The sequence below is a fragment of the Lentzea sp. NPDC059081 genome (genome assembly GCF_042738015.1).
Classification (GTDB): Bacteria; Actinomycetota; Actinomycetes; order Mycobacteriales; family Pseudonocardiaceae; genus Lentzea.
The window spans coordinates 116,517-132,841 of the sequence record NZ_JBHYGW010000007.1 but is presented as its reverse complement, the minus strand read 5'-3'; the positions used below and the strand labels follow the sequence as shown (position 1 = coordinate 132,841).

16 protein-coding genes are annotated in these 16,325 nt (G+C 71.6%); 8 read left to right on the top strand and 8 right to left on the bottom strand.

All coding sequences use genetic code 11. The annotated features are described in order from the left end of the window. Positions 1-32: 32 nt before the first annotated feature. The 3 genes from ACFWV3_RS18290 to ACFWV3_RS18280 all read left to right on the top strand — a co-directional run bounded on the left by ACFWV3_RS18290 (position 33) and on the right by ACFWV3_RS18280 (position 2,122). Positions 33-542 carry a hypothetical protein gene (locus tag ACFWV3_RS18290; protein WP_382412504.1) on the top strand — a complete coding sequence of 170 codons (510 nt, stop codon included), beginning with the start codon at positions 33-35 and terminating at the stop codon, positions 540-542. Beyond that, entirely contained in the window at positions 532-1,533 is a 1,002-nt protein-coding gene (locus ACFWV3_RS18285; protein WP_382412503.1) for a hypothetical protein, read from the top strand. The genes ACFWV3_RS18290 and ACFWV3_RS18285 overlap by 11 nt, the downstream gene beginning before the upstream one ends. A 64-nt stretch (positions 1,534-1,597) precedes the next feature. Continuing rightward, positions 1,598-2,122: a hypothetical protein gene (locus tag ACFWV3_RS18280; RefSeq protein WP_382412501.1), complete on the top strand. Its 525-nt coding sequence runs from the start codon at positions 1,598-1,600 to the stop codon at positions 2,120-2,122. Here ACFWV3_RS18280 and ACFWV3_RS18275 read toward each other — a convergent pair. After that, positions 2,119-2,733: a TetR/AcrR family transcriptional regulator gene (locus ACFWV3_RS18275; RefSeq protein ID WP_382412500.1), complete on the bottom strand. Its 615-nt coding sequence runs from the start codon at positions 2,731-2,733 to the stop codon at positions 2,119-2,121. The genes ACFWV3_RS18280 and ACFWV3_RS18275 overlap by 4 nt on opposite strands. 66 nt (positions 2,734-2,799) lie before the next feature. Here ACFWV3_RS18275 and ACFWV3_RS18270 point away from each other — a divergent pair, with 66 nt between their 5' ends. The 4 genes from ACFWV3_RS18270 (at position 2,800) to ACFWV3_RS18255 (ending at position 9,839) form a co-directional block, all read left to right on the top strand. After that, entirely contained in the window at positions 2,800-4,791 is a 1,992-nt protein-coding gene (locus ACFWV3_RS18270) for a 2Fe-2S iron-sulfur cluster-binding protein (protein WP_382412499.1), read from the top strand. 92 nt (positions 4,792-4,883) lie between these two features. Further along, positions 4,884-7,283 carry a glycoside hydrolase family 32 protein gene (locus tag ACFWV3_RS18265; protein ID WP_382412498.1) on the top strand — a complete coding sequence of 800 codons (2,400 nt, stop codon included), beginning with the start codon at positions 4,884-4,886 and terminating at the stop codon, positions 7,281-7,283. Positions 7,284-7,353: 70 nt separating this feature from the next. Beyond that, positions 7,354-8,805 carry a PP2C family protein-serine/threonine phosphatase gene (locus ACFWV3_RS18260; RefSeq protein WP_382412497.1) on the top strand — a complete coding sequence of 484 codons (1,452 nt, stop codon included), beginning with the start codon at positions 7,354-7,356 and terminating at the stop codon, positions 8,803-8,805. Between the two features lie 5 nt (positions 8,806-8,810). Then, on the top strand, positions 8,811-9,839 hold the full coding sequence (locus ACFWV3_RS18255) for a B12-binding domain-containing protein (RefSeq protein WP_382412496.1): 1,029 nt from the start codon (positions 8,811-8,813) through the stop codon (positions 9,837-9,839). A gap of 204 nt (positions 9,840-10,043) precedes the next feature. On the opposite strand, the gene ACFWV3_RS18250 is transcribed toward ACFWV3_RS18255, so the two are convergent. Genes ACFWV3_RS18250 through ACFWV3_RS18240 form a run of 3 tightly spaced genes read right to left on the bottom strand, consistent with a single transcriptional unit; the run spans position 10,044 to position 13,022 of the window. Further along, positions 10,044-10,367: a DUF4387 domain-containing protein gene (locus tag ACFWV3_RS18250; protein ID WP_382412495.1), complete on the bottom strand. Its 324-nt coding sequence runs from the start codon at positions 10,365-10,367 to the stop codon at positions 10,044-10,046. After that, entirely contained in the window at positions 10,360-11,730 is a 1,371-nt protein-coding gene (locus ACFWV3_RS18245; protein ID WP_382412493.1) for an acyclic terpene utilization AtuA family protein, read from the bottom strand. The genes ACFWV3_RS18250 and ACFWV3_RS18245 overlap by 8 nt, the downstream gene beginning before the upstream one ends. 32 nt (positions 11,731-11,762) lie before the next feature. Next, positions 11,763-13,022 carry an MFS transporter gene (locus tag ACFWV3_RS18240; protein WP_382412492.1) on the bottom strand — a complete coding sequence of 420 codons (1,260 nt, stop codon included), beginning with the start codon at positions 13,020-13,022 and terminating at the stop codon, positions 11,763-11,765. A 95-nt stretch (positions 13,023-13,117) separates the two neighbouring features. Here ACFWV3_RS18240 and ACFWV3_RS18235 point away from each other — a divergent pair, with 95 nt between their 5' ends. Further along, positions 13,118-13,843 carry a GntR family transcriptional regulator gene (locus ACFWV3_RS18235; RefSeq protein WP_382412490.1) on the top strand — a complete coding sequence of 242 codons (726 nt, stop codon included), beginning with the start codon at positions 13,118-13,120 and terminating at the stop codon, positions 13,841-13,843. Here the strand turns inward: ACFWV3_RS18235 and ACFWV3_RS18230 are convergent, their stop codons facing one another. The 4 genes from ACFWV3_RS18230 to ACFWV3_RS18215 form a co-directional block, all read right to left on the bottom strand. Further along, the gene (locus tag ACFWV3_RS18230) at positions 13,844-14,449 is read right to left on the bottom strand and encodes a hypothetical protein (RefSeq protein ID WP_382412489.1); all 606 of its coding nucleotides are present in this window, start codon (positions 14,447-14,449) and stop codon (positions 13,844-13,846) included. It lies immediately after the preceding gene. A 161-nt stretch (positions 14,450-14,610) separates the two neighbouring features. Further along, the gene (locus ACFWV3_RS18225; protein ID WP_382412488.1) at positions 14,611-15,018 is read right to left on the bottom strand and encodes an SRPBCC family protein; all 408 of its coding nucleotides are present in this window, start codon (positions 15,016-15,018) and stop codon (positions 14,611-14,613) included. A gap of 23 nt (positions 15,019-15,041) precedes the next feature. Beyond that, positions 15,042-15,653: a TetR/AcrR family transcriptional regulator gene (locus tag ACFWV3_RS18220; protein WP_382412487.1), complete on the bottom strand. Its 612-nt coding sequence runs from the start codon at positions 15,651-15,653 to the stop codon at positions 15,042-15,044. A gap of 31 nt (positions 15,654-15,684) precedes the next feature. Beyond that, on the bottom strand, positions 15,685-16,263 hold the full coding sequence (locus ACFWV3_RS18215) for an NADPH-dependent FMN reductase (protein ID WP_382412486.1): 579 nt from the start codon (positions 16,261-16,263) through the stop codon (positions 15,685-15,687). Positions 16,264-16,325: the final 62 nt, after the last annotated feature.

Here is a 16,325-nt window from a genome sequence, read left to right as displayed (position 1 = left end):
ACACGCGACCGGGCGGCGTGGATTAACCCGCCATGTCCAACGATTGGGCCCGGGTGACGGGCGATCGGGTGCAGTTCACCGACACGGTCTCCCGGATCACGGAGTCGTTGAAACCGCTGGGCGCCGCGGCGAGGCCCGTCGCCGAGACGTACGCGCTGAACGCGGAGATGCAGACGCTGCACCGCAACCGGACGCGGACGGGCGAGGAGGAGATCCAGCTCAAGCTCCTCGACCAGCGCCGGCGCGAGTCCAGCGCGTCGCTGCGGCAGATGCGCGAGCACCTGGGCCGGGCCGACGCCAGTGCGGGAGCGCTGCGCCAGTGCATGGTCAACATGCAGCGCGCGACGGTCAGACCTGGGATACCGAACGCCGAACGCCGCGCGTACGTCGAGCTGACCCAGCACTTCACCACGGCGCTGGTGCAGCACCACTCCGACCTCACCGGCGGGGTGGCGAAGGTGATCGACAAGGTGCTCAACGGGTCCGGCGCGACGGCGCTCACCACGGCCCGCCCGGGAAAGTCGCGCCGCCGTGGCCGATAACCGCTCCGGCTGCGGCTGCGGGCTCGCCTTCCTCGGCTTGTTCTTCGTCATGCCGCTGACGATGGCGCTGGTGTCCCCGGCCATCGCGGCGCACATCCTCGCGACCGGATCGCCCGAGCAGGCGGTCAACGCGCAGGCGTGGCTGTGGTTCTCGGTCGTCACGCTGCCGCTGGCGGTCCTGCTGGTCAGGACGTCGCTGAGCAAGGAGGGGAGGGTCCGCGGCTGGTCGACGCCCGCCGGCCGGCGCTGGCTGGGTTTCCTGCTGCGCAGCGCGGGTTTCCTCGGCGCGATGAACACCTACGCGTTCCTGAACCTCGAGCCGGGCCCGCACGACCTCAACGGCGGCATCGGCCCGCTGTTCACGTCCGGCCTCATCGGCGTCGGCGTGCTCCTCGCGTTCCGGTGGTGGGACCGCAGACCGCGACGCGTCACCGTCGAGGAGGTCCGCGCCGCGGCAGCGGAAGCCGACCGCGCGCTGAAGCAGGTCCGCGCCGCGAACGACCGCGTGCGACGCCAGGCCGAACAGGTCAGGGCACGCGTGACGAAGCTCCGCGCGCAGGGCCCGCCCGGCCATCCGGGACAACGGCGCGGCTCCGGCCGGTCCGACGTCGAGTTCCACTCCCTGCGCGTCTTCCACCGCGAGTCGTACCAGTGCGCCGACACCGCGCACATGGCCTACCGCTCCGCGCAGACCTCGTTGCACACCATGTCGTACCTCGTGCGCCGGTCCCGCCTGGCCCAGCACCGCGTCGTCCTGCCGAGCCGGGGCGCCCGTCAGGCCCGCGCCGAGATGCAGGCCGTGGCGACGCACCTGGCGCGTTCGCACGGCGAGCTGCGGGTCCAGGTCGACCAGGGGCTGGAGGTCGTGCGCGACCTGAACGCCGACACCTCGGAGCTCAAGCACGAGATCCGCGACAGCTGCGGCGCCCAGGGGCGGCGGTGGTTCGAGGAGCTGGAGGACCGCGTCGAACAGGCCCGCGCGAACCGATGACGTCCTCGCGCCGCCGAAACAACAGTCTGTTCCTTCGATTTTTCCGCGACTAGCTTTCGGCGGCGTGAACGGACAAGTGATCGTCCTGGCAGGCCCGCCCGCGGCGGGCAAGACCGCGGTGGCCGGGCTCCTCGCGACCGACGCCGGCAACCCCGCCGTGCACCTGGTGACCGACCAGTTCTACCGCTCGATCCGCACCGGGTTCGTGCTGCCGTTCCTGCCGGAGGCCGCGCGGCAGAACGAGGTGGTGATCGAGGCGATCGTCGGCACCACCACGACGTTCGCGCGCGGTGGGTACGACGTGGTGGTGGACGGCATCATCGGGCCGTGGTCCCTGGACCCGTTCCGTGCGCTCGACCTCGCCGTGTCGTACGTCGTGCTCCGGCCTGACCTGGAGACGACGCTGGCCCGTGCTCGGGGACGGGTCGGCGAGCTGCAGAACGTCGACGCGATCACCGGGCTGCACGGGGCTTTCTGCCGGCTGGGGGAGCTCGAACGGCACGTGGTCGACAGCGGCGGGCTGGACGTGGGGGAGACGGTGGCCGAGGTGCGGCGGGTGCTGGCGGCCGGCGGGCACCGGCTGCGTTAGCCCCGCAGATACCTCGTCACCATGTCCACGAGCTCGTTCTCCACCGTCTCGATCGCCAGCCCCTGCGGGAACGCCGCCAGCCGGTGCGTGTTCACCTCCACCGTGAACACGATCAGCTCGGCCGCCGCGCTGAGGTCCCGCACGCGCACGTCCGGGTGCCTGCCCAGCAGGTCGCGGACCTCGGCCACGCGCTGCTCGCCGTGCCGGGCGACGGTGGCGCGCAGCTCCTCGGAGAGCTGGCCCTCCTCGATCATGATGCGCAGCAGCCGCGGGTCGTCGCGGTGGTTGTCGACGGCGTCGCGGACGATCACGCGCACCACCGCCTCCAGGGTGCCCGGCGAGACGTCGAGCTCGTCGGCGCGGTGCAGGGCGCCGCGGTCGATGTGGCGGACCATCAGCTCGGCGAGGATCGCGTCCTTGTTCGGGAAGTACTGGTACAGCGAGCCGATCGAGACGCGGGCCTGCTCGGCGATGCGGTTGGTGGTGCCGGCGGCGTAGCCGTGCTCGGTGAAAACGTGAGCAGCCGCGGTCAGGATGCGGTCGCGGGTCAGCTCCGCGCGGATCTGACGGGGCTTGCGACGTGGCTCTACGGGGCGGCCTGCCGACGGCATGGTGTCCTCTTCCCACGAGTCCAAAAGCGAGTACCGGAGAACTGAGCAAAAGCTCATAATAGTGCCATGAGCAGGGAAAACAATCTCAGCACGGCCGGCGAGGTGGAGGACCTCATCGGCCGGCCCGCGTCGATGATCATGCTGAAGCAGATCGGCGCGCTCGACTCCGGGTGCGTGGAGCTGCTGGCGCGCAGCCCCGTCGCGGGCTTCGGCTACCGGGACGCGCGGGGCACCAGCCGGACGACGTTCGTCGGCGGCAGGCCGGGGTTCGCGCGGGTGCACTCGCCGACGCGGATCTCGTTCGAGATGGACGAGACCGCCGACGGGCCGGCGTCGCTGGTGTTCCTCCTGCCGGGCGTCGGGGAGACGTTGCGGGTCAACGGCTCGGTGCGGCGGCGGGCGTTCGAGGTCGAGGAGGTCTACGTCCACTGCGCCCAGGCCGTGCTGCGGTCCGGGTTGTGGCAGCCGCCGGTGCCGCGGCGGCCCGTGCAGGAGGTCGGCGGGGACGGGCCGCTCGCCCGGCCGGGGATCGCGGACTTCCTCGCCACCGCACCGTTCCTCGCACTGTCCACCTGGGACTCCGGCGGCGGCAGCGACACGAGTCCGCGCGGCGACCAGCAGCAGGTCGCGTGGGTGCTGGACGACCGCACGCTCGTGATCCCCGACCGCAAGGGCAACAAGCGCGCCGACTCGCTGCACAACCTCGTGCAGGACGACCGGCTCTCGTTCGCCGCGCTCGTGCCCGGCCGCACCGGCGTCCTGCACGTGCGCGGCCGCGCGAAGATCACCGTGGACCCGGCCGTGCTGGAACCGCTGGCGTTGCGCGGGATCCCGCCGCACGCCGCACTCCTCGTCGACGTCGAGGCGGCGGACCTGACCACCAGCGAGGCGATCACCCGGTCGCGGCTGTGGACCACGGCACCGGCCGAGGTGCCCGACCTGATGGCGATCGCGGGCCGGCACCTGGCGGCGAACAGCGGGAAGCGGTCGGGGCTGCTGCTCAAGATCGCGGACCTGGTCCCGTCCCGGTGGCTGCGCGCGGTGATGAACCTCGCCTACCGCTCCGGCCTGCGCAAGGAGGGCTACGAGCTGCCCACCACCACACCACGCGTCACGCGGGAGGAGCCGCTGCGCGAGGTGCGCGTCGCCGAGGTGCGCCGGGAGACACCGGACGCCGTCACGCTGGTGCTGGAGGACGGCGATCCGTTCGACTTCCGGCCGGGCCAGTTCTTCACGCTGGTGAGCGACGGCCTGCGCCGGCCCTACTCGGCGTCGTCGGCACCGGGCGGGCGGCTGGAGGTCACCGTCAAGCAGGTCGGCCGGTTCTCCGCCCACGTGCACTCGCTCGCGGTGGGCGACCGGGTGTCCGTGCGCGGCCCGTCCGGCGCGTTCCACCTCGAACCCGGCCACCTCGAGCCAGGCTACGACGCGGCGATGGTCGCGGCGGGCAGCGGGATCACGCCGATGATGAGCATGATCCGCGCGGTGCTGGCAAAACCGGCCGGCCGCGTCGCCCTGCTCTACAGCAACCGCACCGTCGAGGACACCATCTTCGAAGCCGAGCTCGGCAGGCTGGAGAAGCTGCACCCCGACCGCCTCTCCGTCACGCACGTCCTCACCTCGCGCGAAGGGCGGCTCGACGCGGACAGGATCCGGCAGTGGGCAGCCGACCTCATCGACGCGCGGTTCTACCTCTGCGGCCCGGAACCGCTCATGGACACCGCACGGCAGGCGATCAAGGCACTCGGCGTCGCACCGGACCGCGTCCACGCCGAGCGCTACACGACGGTGCCGGTCGTGACGGCCTCCACCACCCCGCAACGGCTGCTCGTCGAGAGCGGCGGCGAGCCAGTCGGCACGGCGGTCGTCGAACCGGGCCAGACGCTGCTCGACGCCGGGCTCGCGGCCGGGCTGCCGATGCCGTACTCCTGCACGGTCGGCAGCTGCGGCGACTGCGTCGTGAAGCTCCGCGCGGGCGAGGTCACCCAGGAGGAGCCCGACGGCCGGGTCCGCACCTGCACCAGCGCGCCGCTGACGGACGTCACCCTCGACGTGTGAACGATGGGAACGCTCTCACCCGGAGGGCGGCTACATCTCAACTGGGATCTGCGGAACGGTGACGCTCGACAACGTTGTCGGGGAGGTCTCTCGTGGGACGTCGGGTTCGCGCGGCACTGGCCGTGCTCATCACCGCATCAGCCCTGCTCGTGCCGGGTGGCCCGGCGAGAGCGGGCTCCGTGCCGGACTACCCGGAGTTCCCCTACCCGGCGACGACGTACGCCGAGCCGTTCCGCGGCCAGTTCCACTTCAGCTCGCGGTCGGGGTGGATGAACGACCCCAACGGGCTGGTGTTCGCCAACGGCCTCTACCACTTCTTCTACCAGCACAACCCGCATTCCCTGGAGTGGGACACCATGCACTGGGGCCACGCCACGAGCCCCGACCTGGTGCACTGGACGCAGAAGCCGATCGCGCTCGAACCCGGCGTGCACCCCGGCATCCTGTTCTCCGGTGGCGGCATCGTCGACAGGACGAACGCCTCGGGTCTCAAGACCGGCGCGCTCGACCCGATCGTCGTCTACTCGAACACCGACGGCGTCAGCATCTTCTACAGCAACGACAACGGCCGCACGTTCCAGGCGTACGACCAGGGGCGCAAGCAGATCGAGATCCCGAAGGACAGCCGTGACCCGAACGTCGTCTGGGACGCCGCGCGCCGGCAGTGGGTCATGGTCGTGTGGTCGAACGTCGGCGGCAACGGCGTGGACCTCTACACCTCGCCGAACCTGCTGAAGTGGACGTTCGCCAGCCGCTACCGGGCCGACTGGCTGTTCGAGTGCCCCGACCTGTACGTGCTGCCGCTCAACGGTACCTCGCAGTGGGTGCTCACGTCCGCGACCAGCGAGTACGTCGTCGGCACGTTCGACGGCACGACGTTCCGCACCGATCGGCCGCAGCCGAAGAAGATGAACCTCGGCACGACGTACGCCGGTGGGTCGTTCTACGCCTCCGAGACCTTCGACAACGTGCCGGACGGCCGGGTGGTCCAGATGGCCTGGCAGGGCGGCAACCGCGGCGGCAGCTGGACCGGCAACGCGTCGTTCCCGGTGTCGCTCGGGCTGGTCGACTCGCCGGACGGGCCGAAGGTGACGCGGACCCCGGTGGCCGAGCTCGACTCGCTGCGCGCCGACAGCCGCACGTGGGGCTCGACGACGGTGACCGCCACGAACAACCCGTTCGCCGGGATCCTGGCCGACACCTACGAGATCACCGCGAAGTTCGACCTGCGCGGCGCGACCGCCCAGCAGTTCGGGTTCGCGCTGCACAGCCGCTCCGACGGCACCGCCGACCGCACCGTCGTCTACGACCGGGCGGCGCGGACGTTGTACGGGCAGCCGTTCCAGCCCGCCGGCGACGAGGTCAGCGTGCGGTTGCTGGTCGACCGCGGCCAGCTGGAGATCTTCGGCGGTGACGGCGTGTTCTCGGTGGCGGACAACGTGAACTTCGACTCCGCCGCCGTCAGCCAGGGCATCCGCCTGTTCGCCACGGGCGGCCAGGTGCGGCTGAAGGAAGCCAGGTTCACCCGGCTCAGCACCAGTTGGGGCACCGCCCAGTCCACTTTGGAGAGCAACCTCGCCGGGCCGTGGAGCGCTCCCGCGGGGTCGTGGACCGACGTCGCCGGAGGCAAGCAGGCGCAGTCGGGCGGGGACGCGTTCTACCTCAGCGCGACGACCGGCGGAGACGCCGTCTACCAGGGCGATCTGCGACTCGACACGGCCCAGGCGGCGGGGCTGACGTTCCGCGCGACGCCGGAAGGCGTGGGCTACACGGCGAACATCGACGCGAGCGGGGTCGTGAAGCTGTGGCGGCCCGGCCGCGACATCGCCGCGGTCGCCACGCCGATCGTGAAGGGCCGCACGTACCACCTGAAGGTGCAGACGACCGGGTCCCGCATCCAGGTCTGGCTCAACCACGGCACTTCGCCGGTCATCGACGCCACCGACACCGCGTACACGTCCGGGCGGTTCGGCGCGAACGTCTTCCGCGGCACGGCGACCGTGCAGAACCTGAACACCGGTTCCGGTGGTTTCGACGCGTTCCAGTCAGGACCGTGGACGTCGACCGCCGGGACCTGGACGACGACGCCGGACTCGTTGCGCGCCACCACCTCCGGCGACGCGTTCTACCTCAGCGACCGCACCGGGACCGACTTCGTCTACGAGGGAGACCTCTCGGTCCTGAACGGGGTGGCGGCGGGGCTGACGTTCCGCGCGACGCCGGACGGTGTGGGCTACACGGCGAACATCGACACCGGCGGCGTCGTGAAACTGTGGCGTCCCGGAAGTGACATAGCGACTTATGTCACACCAATCATCCCGGGCAGGACATATCACCTGAAAGTGCGCGCCGCCGGAGCACGAATCCAGATTTGGCTCGATCAGGGCAGCTCACCGGCCATCGACGCGACCGACACGGCCTTCAGCAGCGGAAGGTTCGGCCTGAACGGCTATTCCTCCACCGCTACGGCGCAGCGACTGAGGGTGAGCTGAGACGCGGTACCCGCCGCCACGCCCTCCCAAACATTGTTCTTGATCCAGTGTGGATGGAACAATCATCGGCATGGTCGCAGTGCAGAGCTGGCTGCGTTCGCCGTGCCCGGCCATCGTCGTCGATGCCGCCGGGGTCGTCCACAGCATGAACGACGCGGCGAAGGAGTTGTTGCCGGCAGACGTGGAACCGAGGTGGCAGCACGGGGAGTCCGTGCTCATCTCGGAGCGCAGCTATGCCGCCCACCGGGTGGACCACGCCAGCGGCGAGGTCACGTGGTGGTTGCTCGACGACACCGACCTGAAGCTGCAACAGCACCGCGCGGAGCTGCTGACGCGCATGTCGACCGCGCTCATGACGTCGCTCAACCCCGAGCGGTGCATGAGCGTCGTCGCCGAGCTCGCGTCCACCCACCTCGCCGACGAGGTGGTGGTGATCGCGCCCGGCACCACCGAGGGCCACGCGGTCACCCGCTGCCGGCGCGGTGAGGAGCCGACCCACGAGCTGCTGCGCGTCGACGTCGAGGAGGTCGTGGGCCTCAGCGAGGCGCTCAAGGGCTTCCCGCCGGTGCCGTCGCGCTGGATCGACCCGGCCGCGGCGCCCGAGTGGCTGGCGCACGGCGTCACGTCGATCGTGGTCACGCCGCTGCCCGGGCACGGCGTGCCGGCCGGTGCGTTGATCCTGATGCGCCGCGACCAGCACTTCGCCGAGGACGAGGAGTCGTTCGCGCGGCTGTTCGCCTCCCGCGCCGGTGTCGCGATGTCCGCGGCGTGGCTGTTCACCCAGCAGGCCGCCATCACCGAGCGCCTGACCAGGGACCTCCTGCCGCCGATGCTGCGCCGCTACGACGCCGTCGACCTGGCGGGCCGCTACCGCGCCGCGCAGGACACCGAGCGGGTCGGCGGCGACTTCTACGACGTGCACGAGCGCGAGAACGGCGAGCTGTTCGTCGTGCTCGGCGACGTGTGCGGCAAGGGCCTCGACGCGGCCGTGCAGACCGGTCGCGTCCGCACCACCGTGCACGCCCTGCTGCCCGTGGTGGCCGACCACGACCAGATGCTGCGCTCGCTCAACCAGGCGCTGCTGACCTCGGACCGCACGCGGTTCATCACGGTCGTCGTCGCGTCCGTCACGCCGCGCGACGAGGGCCTGCACGTCCAGCTCACCTCGGGCGGGCACCCGCCGGCGTTGATCGTGCGGGCGGACGGCCGGGTCGAGGCCGCCAAGACGCGCGGCACGCTGGTCGGCATCCTGCCCGAGATCATCACGACGAGCGACGAGGTCGTGCTCGCGCCCGGCGACTCGTGCCTGCTGCACACCGACGGCATCACCGAGGCCGTCGGCGGGCCCCTGGGCGACGAGGAGTTCGGCGAGGAACGGCTGCTGCGCGCGCTCCGGGAGTGCGGCGGCATGCCCGCCGAGGCGCTGGCCGAGCACGTGCACATGCTGGCCTCGCAGTGGATCGGTGACGGCACGCACGACGACATGGCGGTAGTCGCGATCACGGCCCCGCGCCGGAGGTGAGTTGCGTGCCCGAGACGGCCCTGAAGGCTCCCAAGGTGGACGCCGCGGACGACCTGTGGGAAGCGGCGCTCGACGGTGACGAGCGCCGGGCCACCGACGTCGTGCTGAAGGCCGCCGAGGAGGACGGGCACGAGGTCGTGCTGCTCGACGTCATCGGCGCCGTGCAGCGCCGCGTCGGCGCGGAGTGGGCGGCGAACCGGATCAGCGTCGCCCAGGAGCACGCGATCACCGCGATCAACGACCGCGCCGTGTCGGCGTTGTCGATCACCCGCCCGTACGAGGCACCGACCCGCGGCCGCGTCACCGTGGCCTGCGTCGACGGCGAGTGGCACGCCCTGCCGGCCCGCCTGCTGGCCGAGGTGCTGTCGCTGCGCGGCTTCCGCGTCGACTACCTCGGCGCCCAGGTGCCGACCCCGCACCTGATCACCCACCTGCACCGCACGGGCCCGGACGTGGTGGCGCTGTCGAGCTCGATCGCCACCCGCCTGCCGGTCGCGCACGCCACGATGACGGCCTGCCAGGCCGCGGGCGTGCCGGTGATGGTCGGCGGAGCGGCGTTCGGCGAGGGCGGCAAGTACGCGCGCCGCTTCGGCGCCAACGCCTGGGCCGCCGACGCCCGCCAGGCCGCCGACATGCTGGTCGAGTCGAGACTGCCGGTGCCGGGCACGCCGCACCAGCCGATCGACGACCTGCCGCACCTGGTCGACCAGGAGTACACGCTGGTCACCCGCAGCACGCCGACCCTGGTGCGGTCGGTGTACCGGGCGCTGGAGGAGCGCGTGCCGGCGATGAAGGACTACGACGACCAGCAGCGCCAGCACACGGCCGAGGACCTCAAGCACATCGTCGAGTTCCTGGCGACGTCGCTGTACGTGGACGACGACGAGCTGTTCCGGGCGTTCATCGCCTGGACCGGCGACGTGCTGGTGGCGCGCAGCGTGCCCGCGCGGGTGCTGGGGCCGACGCTCGACCTGCTGTCCGCGGAGCTGCGGGACTTCCCGCGGGCGCGTCGGATGATCGAGGCGGCCCGGTAGCGAAGCCGGCGGCGCGACGGGCCGCCCGCTCCCCGGACTCGTCCGCCCGGCCGGGACCGACGGCGCCGGGGGCGCGAGCGGCTCGGCCGAGCCGGCCGTGCACCACATCGCCGGCCCTGCCACCGAACCCGGTGTCGTCGCGAAGCGGGCGGCCCTGCCGCGAAGCCGACGGCGCGGGCGCGCCACCGGCTGTCGGTCCTGCGGTCAGCCCGGCAGCACCGCCGGAAGCGCCGCCAGCGGCACGTGGTGCTGCCCGGCGTGCACGTCCCGGTCCCTCAACCCGGCCTGCGGCACCGGCCGCGGGAACGAGATCTTCACGACGTTGAGCGACGGGATCCGGAAGATCTGCACGTCCTCCGCCCGCACGTCGTAGAGCCGCGCGATGACGGTCTCGTCGATGATCTCGGGCGCGGCGGCCAGCGCGTAGCCGGCCTCGTCGCGCATGAACAGCTCCATCGTCACCCAGAACGGCCCGGCGTTCTTCGACCGGACCTCCAGCGCGAGGTCTGCGAACGTCTGCTCAGCCATGGGTGGGTGCCTTCCGGTGGTCGATGCGGAACATCTCGGTGGGGGACCGGGTGTCGACGACGTGCTGCAGCGCGAACTCGTAGACGGGGCCGCGTTCGGTCTCGGCGGGGGAGGTCGCGAACGCGAGGCTCGGCAGGTAGGCCATGTCCGGCGTCGGCAGGTGCAGCATCAGGGGGTTCGCGACCTTGGCGACGGCGGTCGCGAGCTCCTGGGTCTCGGCGCGCACCAGCAGCATCACGCCGATCTCGCGGGGCGGGCGGGTCGCCGGGTCCAGGTCGCCCAGGATCGCGTCGTAGCCGTAGCGGCGCAGGTCGAAGGAGTACCGGGTGTCGTCGAGACCGAGGGTCTGCGTGACGCGGCTGGTGAAGACCTCGACGAAGAACTTCGTCCAGGCCTCGATGTTCTCGAGGATGTGCTCGTCGCGGATGGCGGTGAACGACATCGTCTCGTAGCCGATGACCCGCGAGCCCTCCAGCTTGACCGTGTGCTGGTCGGCCTGGTGGAACTGCGACCCCTCGACGCGCACGCGCCGGTCGTCGAGCGCGGTGTAGGTGGCGTCGGTGACGTCGAGCTCGCCCGCCGGCTCGCGCATGCGGAACGGGTTCACCGTCTCGTAGAGCATGTGCGCGGCGACGGAGATCGGCGTGCACGCGGCGTCGGGGTCGAGCGGCTCGATGGTGAAGCCGGTCTGGTCGATGGTGGCGAGCACGCCGCCGGTGCGCGGGTTCGTGGTGCACTGCCCGCCGCACTCGACGATCTTCGCCGCGTGCCACGACGGTCCGGCCGGCATGCCGTGCAGCAACGGGAACGCCGCGGCGACCGCGGTGTCCGTCGCGCGGCCCGCGAGCACCACGTCGGCGCCCGCGCGCAGGGCCTCCTCGATCGGCTCGTGGCCCATCATGCCGACGATGTGGGCGCAACTGTCCACAGTGGCCTGGTCGAGCTCACCGGCCGGTGCCAGCGGGTGGACGGCCCCCGCCCGCAGGCGTTCGCCGACGAAGCCGGCGTTCTGCTCGCTGAAGATGGTGGCGACGGCGAGCTCGAGGTCCTCCTCGAGCAGGACCTCGTCGACGATCCCGGCGACCCACTCGACGCCCGAGTCGGTGCCGCTGGTGCCGCACGACCCGACGATCAGCGGGATGCGGGCCTGCGCGGCGGCCTTGAGCAGGATCCGCAGGTCGCGCTTGACGGCCGCGGCGGTCGTCTTGGCCGTGCCCGACCCCAGGTAGTACGGGCCCGAGTCGGTCGAGCCGGCGTCGACGGAGATGACGTCGGCGCCGAGCTCGAGCCCGCGGTCCACCGAGGACTGCGTGAACCCGGCGCCGAGCATGCCCGTGGGCGACAGCACGCGGACGGCTTTCATGGATGGTTTCCCTTCGGTGTTCTGCAAGAGCGTCAGAGGGAGGTGGCGTGCCTGCGGGTCACGACGGCCACCCGCAGCGCCGCGGCGACGGCCAGTGCGCAGAGCAGGGCGATGTCGAGGAGCATGTACCGCCACCCCGTGATGTCGATCATCAGACCGACCAGGCCGGGGCCGATGAACCCGCCGACCGCCCAGCTGACCGTGTAGAGCGTCGTGTAGACGCCGATCACGCGGGACGACGGGGCGAGGTTCCACAGCACCACGGCCGCGTTGATCACGAACCCGGCGGCGCCGACGGCCCCGGCGCAGAACGCGACCACGGTGGCGGTGGGCGACGGCACCAGCGAGCCGAGGGCGAGGGCGGTGCCGAAGAGCGTGATGCCCAGGGTGATCGTGCGGATGCGCCCGATGCGTTCGGCGAGCAGCGCGGCCGGGTAGGCGGCCAGGAGGAACGCGATGCCGCTGGGGAACGTCAGCGAGCCGGCCTCGCCGCGGCTCAGGCCGAGCGTCTCCATGCCGTACGGGGTGAAGAGGGCGCGGGAGGAGAACCACGCGCACCCGAACAGCAGGACCGTGGAGACGACCAGGAGCCGGCTGCGGTCGTGGTCGGTGACGACCTCCTTGAGCACGTCGCGCAGCCGGGTGATCTGCTCCTCGGCGACCTCGTCCTCGGTGAGCGCCGCCTGGTAGCCCCGCGACTCGCTGTCCCGCACGCGGGTCACGAGCACCACCGTGCAGACGACCATCAGCACGGCGGGGACGGTGAACGAGAGCTTCGGGTGGTCGTCCACCAGGAACGCGCTGATCAACGCCGAGACCAGGACCGTGAGCCCGGAGGCGATCTTGACGAACGCGTTCGCCCTGCCCCGCCGCCCCGGCTCGATGAAGTCGGGGAGCAGCGCCTGCGCGATGGGTTTGAACGTGTTGCCGACGAACGCGTAGACGAAGATCACCCCGATCAGCGCCGGCAGCGCGTTCGCGAGCGGGATCAGCGTGAACAGGACCGCCGCGAGCGGCATGCCGACCGCGAGGTAGGGGATCCGGCGTCCCCAGCGGCTGCGCGTGTTGTCGGACCGGTTGGCGATCCAGGGCTGGACGAAGATGCCGAGCAGGTTGTCCATCCCCATGAGCAGACCGACCACCGCGGCGCTGGCGATGTGCTCGCGCAGCAGCGGCGGGACCTGGGCGTCGTAGAAGTCCCAGGTGGCCTCCTGCGCGAAGACGGCGAGCGCGACGTAGAACGTGATGCGCCGGGCGGTGCGCCTATCCGCCGGCGTGGCGAGCGTGGACACATAAGCCTCCGTTGGCTTGTGGGCGCGCTCACGATAAGATGCTATAGCAAAATGGTCAAGCCATAGCTTGATGATCTGACGTAGTATCCAAGACCGTGACGGCCGTCGAAGATCCCCGCGAGACGCTGGCCGACCGTGCGTACCGCTCGGTCAGGGAGGCCATCACCGGCGGGGCGCTCGCCCCCAACGAGAAGATCACCGAACGCGGGCTCGCCGAGCGCCTGTCGATGAGCCCGACCCCGGTCAGGGAGGCCATCCGCCGCCTGGAGCAGGACGGCATGATCAAGCGCACCGGCCCCCGCACGGTCGTGGTCGCCGAGATCGGCACCGCCGCCGTCGAGGACCTGGCCGAGGTGGAGGTGGCGCTGCGCGGCCTGATCGCCCGCTTCGCCGCCAAGCACGCGACCCCGGCGCAGCTCGACCACCTCGACGCGGTCCTGGACGAGGCCGACGACCTGCTGATCGTCATCAAGCAGCGCGACGCCGAGAACCGGCCCATCGAGAAGCACCTGAACGGCCTGCTGGACGTCATGCAGCGCTTCAACGACGCGGTGGCGGCGTGCGCGGGCAACGCCGTCCTGGTCAGGCTGCTCGACCAGACCAGGGTGTTCACCAGGGCGGAGCGCAGGAGCAGGACGCTCGAACGCGTGCTCGCGAACCACCAGCGCAACCTGGAGCGCTACGCCTCCCACCGCGCCCTCGTGCGGGCCCTGCGCGCGGGCGACCCGGTGGCGGCGGAACAGCTCGCGATCGACGACGTGCAGGCGGGGCTCGACGACCTGCGTCGCGAACCCCGCTCCACGCAGCCGGCGGAGCGCTGACTAGAGGCCGAGCTGTCCCACCACGGCGCCGTTCTCGTCCAGCACCCGGATGCTCGGCACGTCCTGCGCGTCCACCGCGAGCACGATCCGCGGCCGGCCCCGCGAGTCGTTGAGCGCCAGCACCGAGCCGTCGGCGGTCGACCACACCAGCTCGACCCTGGTGGGCATCGGCGGCGTCTGCTCCACGGGCAGCGACGGGTCGGGCATCTGCTTGAAGAACAACGCCGTCGCGCCGTGCTGTCCCTGCCACTGCGTGCCGAGCGTGATGGCCTGCGCGTTGACGTAGTCGAGCGAGACGCTGGCCTGCGACGCTCCCGCCACCACACCGCCGCGCTCGTCGCCGTTCTCGTCGTTGAAGATCAGGTAGGTGCCGTTCGCCGGGCCCTGCCGCTGCTCGGCGGGGATCACCCTGCCGCCGATGAGCACCGGCGGGCGCCGGGTGTCGGCGAGGACGCGCTGGCGGCCCCGGTGGTCGCGGACGGTGAAGGCTTCGCGGGCCTCCTCGCCGCGGGGCCCTGCGGTGGCGGGCGGGGTGGCGAGGACAGCGCCGGTGGTGGCTGCGAGGGCGGCGCCGCGGAGTGCGGTGCGCCGGGACAACGTCGACATGCCCGCCAGTCAACCGGCAGGCGGGGAGATGATCACTGGTGCGGGCTGGAGCAGCCGTGGTGGGGCTGACCCCAGCGAGGGCCGGCCTCGCGGCAGGCCTCACCGCGTGCATGGAGCTGACCGCCGCCCGGCGGCCTTGCTCGCCGGCCTGCTCGTCGAGGTCAGTCCGTGGCGCGGTCGTCCGCGGCGGCGGTCTGGGTGAGCACGGCGACGGTCTGTTCGAGGCCGCGCTGCACCTCGTCGCCGGACGCCTCCCGCACGCTGTGCAGGCTCACGGTGATCCGCGACCGTCCTGGCGCGACCTCCTCGACCTGCAGCTCGCCGTGGTAGTCGTCCGGGCCCTCGGCGCCCCACTCGAGCGTCCGCCGCGCCTCGTCCGGCCGCACCCAGGCCTCGCCCTCGACGTGGTGGCCGTGCACCTCCGCCTCGACGTGCACCTGCTCGCCGCCCTCGGGCTCGGCCGCCGTCATCTGCGGGAAGTAGCGGGGCAGGTTCGTCGGGTCGGCCAGGAAGCCGAACAGCGTGTCGGCGGGGATGTCGGCCTCGGCCGTGTGCGTGTAAGTCGCCATGACGGGCGGGGTACCCGGAAACCTCAGGCGCAGACCCGCCCGATCAGGTCTTCCCAGCTCGCGATCAGGTCCTCCACGATCGTGGCCGGATGCGTCCTGCCCTCGTCCTCCGCGGCCCGCAGGTAGAGCAGCACCGGCCCCTCCAGTGCCGCGACCAGCTGCAACGCGAGCGTGCCGCTGGCGGCGGCCTCGGGCACCGCCTCGCCCAGCAGCATCTGCACGTGGAACAGCGACGGGCTGTCCTCGATGGGCGTCGGCCGGCCGGGGTCGAGCGTGGCGCGGGCCAGGACCAGCCGTTCGACCAGGAACTCGAGCCGCGCCCGCCCGAACGCGACGAGCCGCTCGGCCGCCGGCGCGCCGGGACCGAGCGGCGGCGGCCCGCTCATCAGCCGTTGCTGGAACTGCTTCTCCTCCTCGTCGAACAACGCGAAGAAGATGCCCGCCCGTGTGCGGAAGCGGCGGAAGACGGTGCCCTTGCCGAGCCCGGCGCGCTCGGCGAGGCCGTCCATCGTGACCTTGTCGACGCCCAGCTCCTCGACCATCCGCCGGGCCACGTCGAGCAGGTGGGCGCGGTTGCGCGCGGCGTCGGCCCGCTCTTCACGCGGGGGGTGCAGCGGCAACGCGACGGGGTCCACCCGCTGAACGCTACCCGCCGGTCACCGCGGTTCAGGACTGCGACGCGAGCTGCCGTTCCCGCAGCGGCGCGAGCGCGGTGCTCCACGCGACGAGCTCGTCGAACAACGTCGACAGCGTGCTCACCTGGGCGTCCGACGGCTTGAACGCGGTGAAGCCCTCGAAGTCGTGGTGCAGCGACAACGACACGCTGGTGCGCACGTCCGCGAGCTTGAGCTCACCCGCGACCAGCCGCAGGTGCTCGACGGCCCGCGCCCCGCCGACGCCGCCGTAGGACACGAAGCCGACTGCCTTGTTGTTCCACTCGGCGAACAGGTAGTCGATCGCGTTCTTGAGCACGCCGGACGTCGAGTGGTTGTACTCGGGCGTCACCATGACGAACCCGTCGAAGCCCGCGATCTTCGCCGACCACCGCTTCGTGTGGTCGTGCTGGTACTGGCCGGCCATCGGCGGCATCGGCTCGTCGAGGTGGGGCAGCGGGAAGTCCTTCAGGTCCACCAGCTCGAACGTGGCGTCCGAGCGCTGCTCCGCGTGCTGGAGGACCCACCTGGCCACCTGCTCGCCGTTCCGGCCGGGGCGGGTGCTGCCGATGATGATCCCGATGTGCGTCATGTCCCTCAGTCCTCCACCGAGTCCGTCTACTCAAGCGGACCGTACCCCGCTTTCGTAAGCGG

Bases quoted from the DNA above. Each gene is read 5' to 3' on its own strand.
- ACFWV3_RS18245 (WP_382412493.1), bottom strand. From the start codon at position 11,730: ATGAAAGCCGTCCGCGTGCTGTCGCCCACGGGCATGCTCGGCGCCGGG.
- ACFWV3_RS18260 (WP_382412497.1), top strand. From the start codon at position 7,354: ATGGTCGCAGTGCAGAGCTGGCTGCGTTCGCCGTGCCCGGCCATCGTC.
- ACFWV3_RS18230 (WP_382412489.1), bottom strand. From the start codon at position 14,449: ATGTCGACGTTGTCCCGGCGCACCGCACTCCGCGGCGCCGCCCTCGCA.
- ACFWV3_RS18225 (WP_382412488.1), bottom strand. From the start codon at position 15,018: ATGGCGACTTACACGCACACGGCCGAGGCCGACATCCCCGCCGACACG.
- ACFWV3_RS18215 (WP_382412486.1), bottom strand. From the start codon at position 16,263: ATGACGCACATCGGGATCATCATCGGCAGCACCCGCCCCGGCCGGAAC.
- ACFWV3_RS18290 (WP_382412504.1), top strand. From the start codon at position 33: ATGTCCAACGATTGGGCCCGGGTGACGGGCGATCGGGTGCAGTTCACC.
- ACFWV3_RS18270 (WP_382412499.1), top strand. From the start codon at position 2,800: ATGAGCAGGGAAAACAATCTCAGCACGGCCGGCGAGGTGGAGGACCTC.
- ACFWV3_RS18275 (WP_382412500.1), bottom strand. From the start codon at position 2,733: ATGCCGTCGGCAGGCCGCCCCGTAGAGCCACGTCGCAAGCCCCGTCAG.
- ACFWV3_RS18250 (WP_382412495.1), bottom strand. From the start codon at position 10,367: ATGGCTGAGCAGACGTTCGCAGACCTCGCGCTGGAGGTCCGGTCGAAG.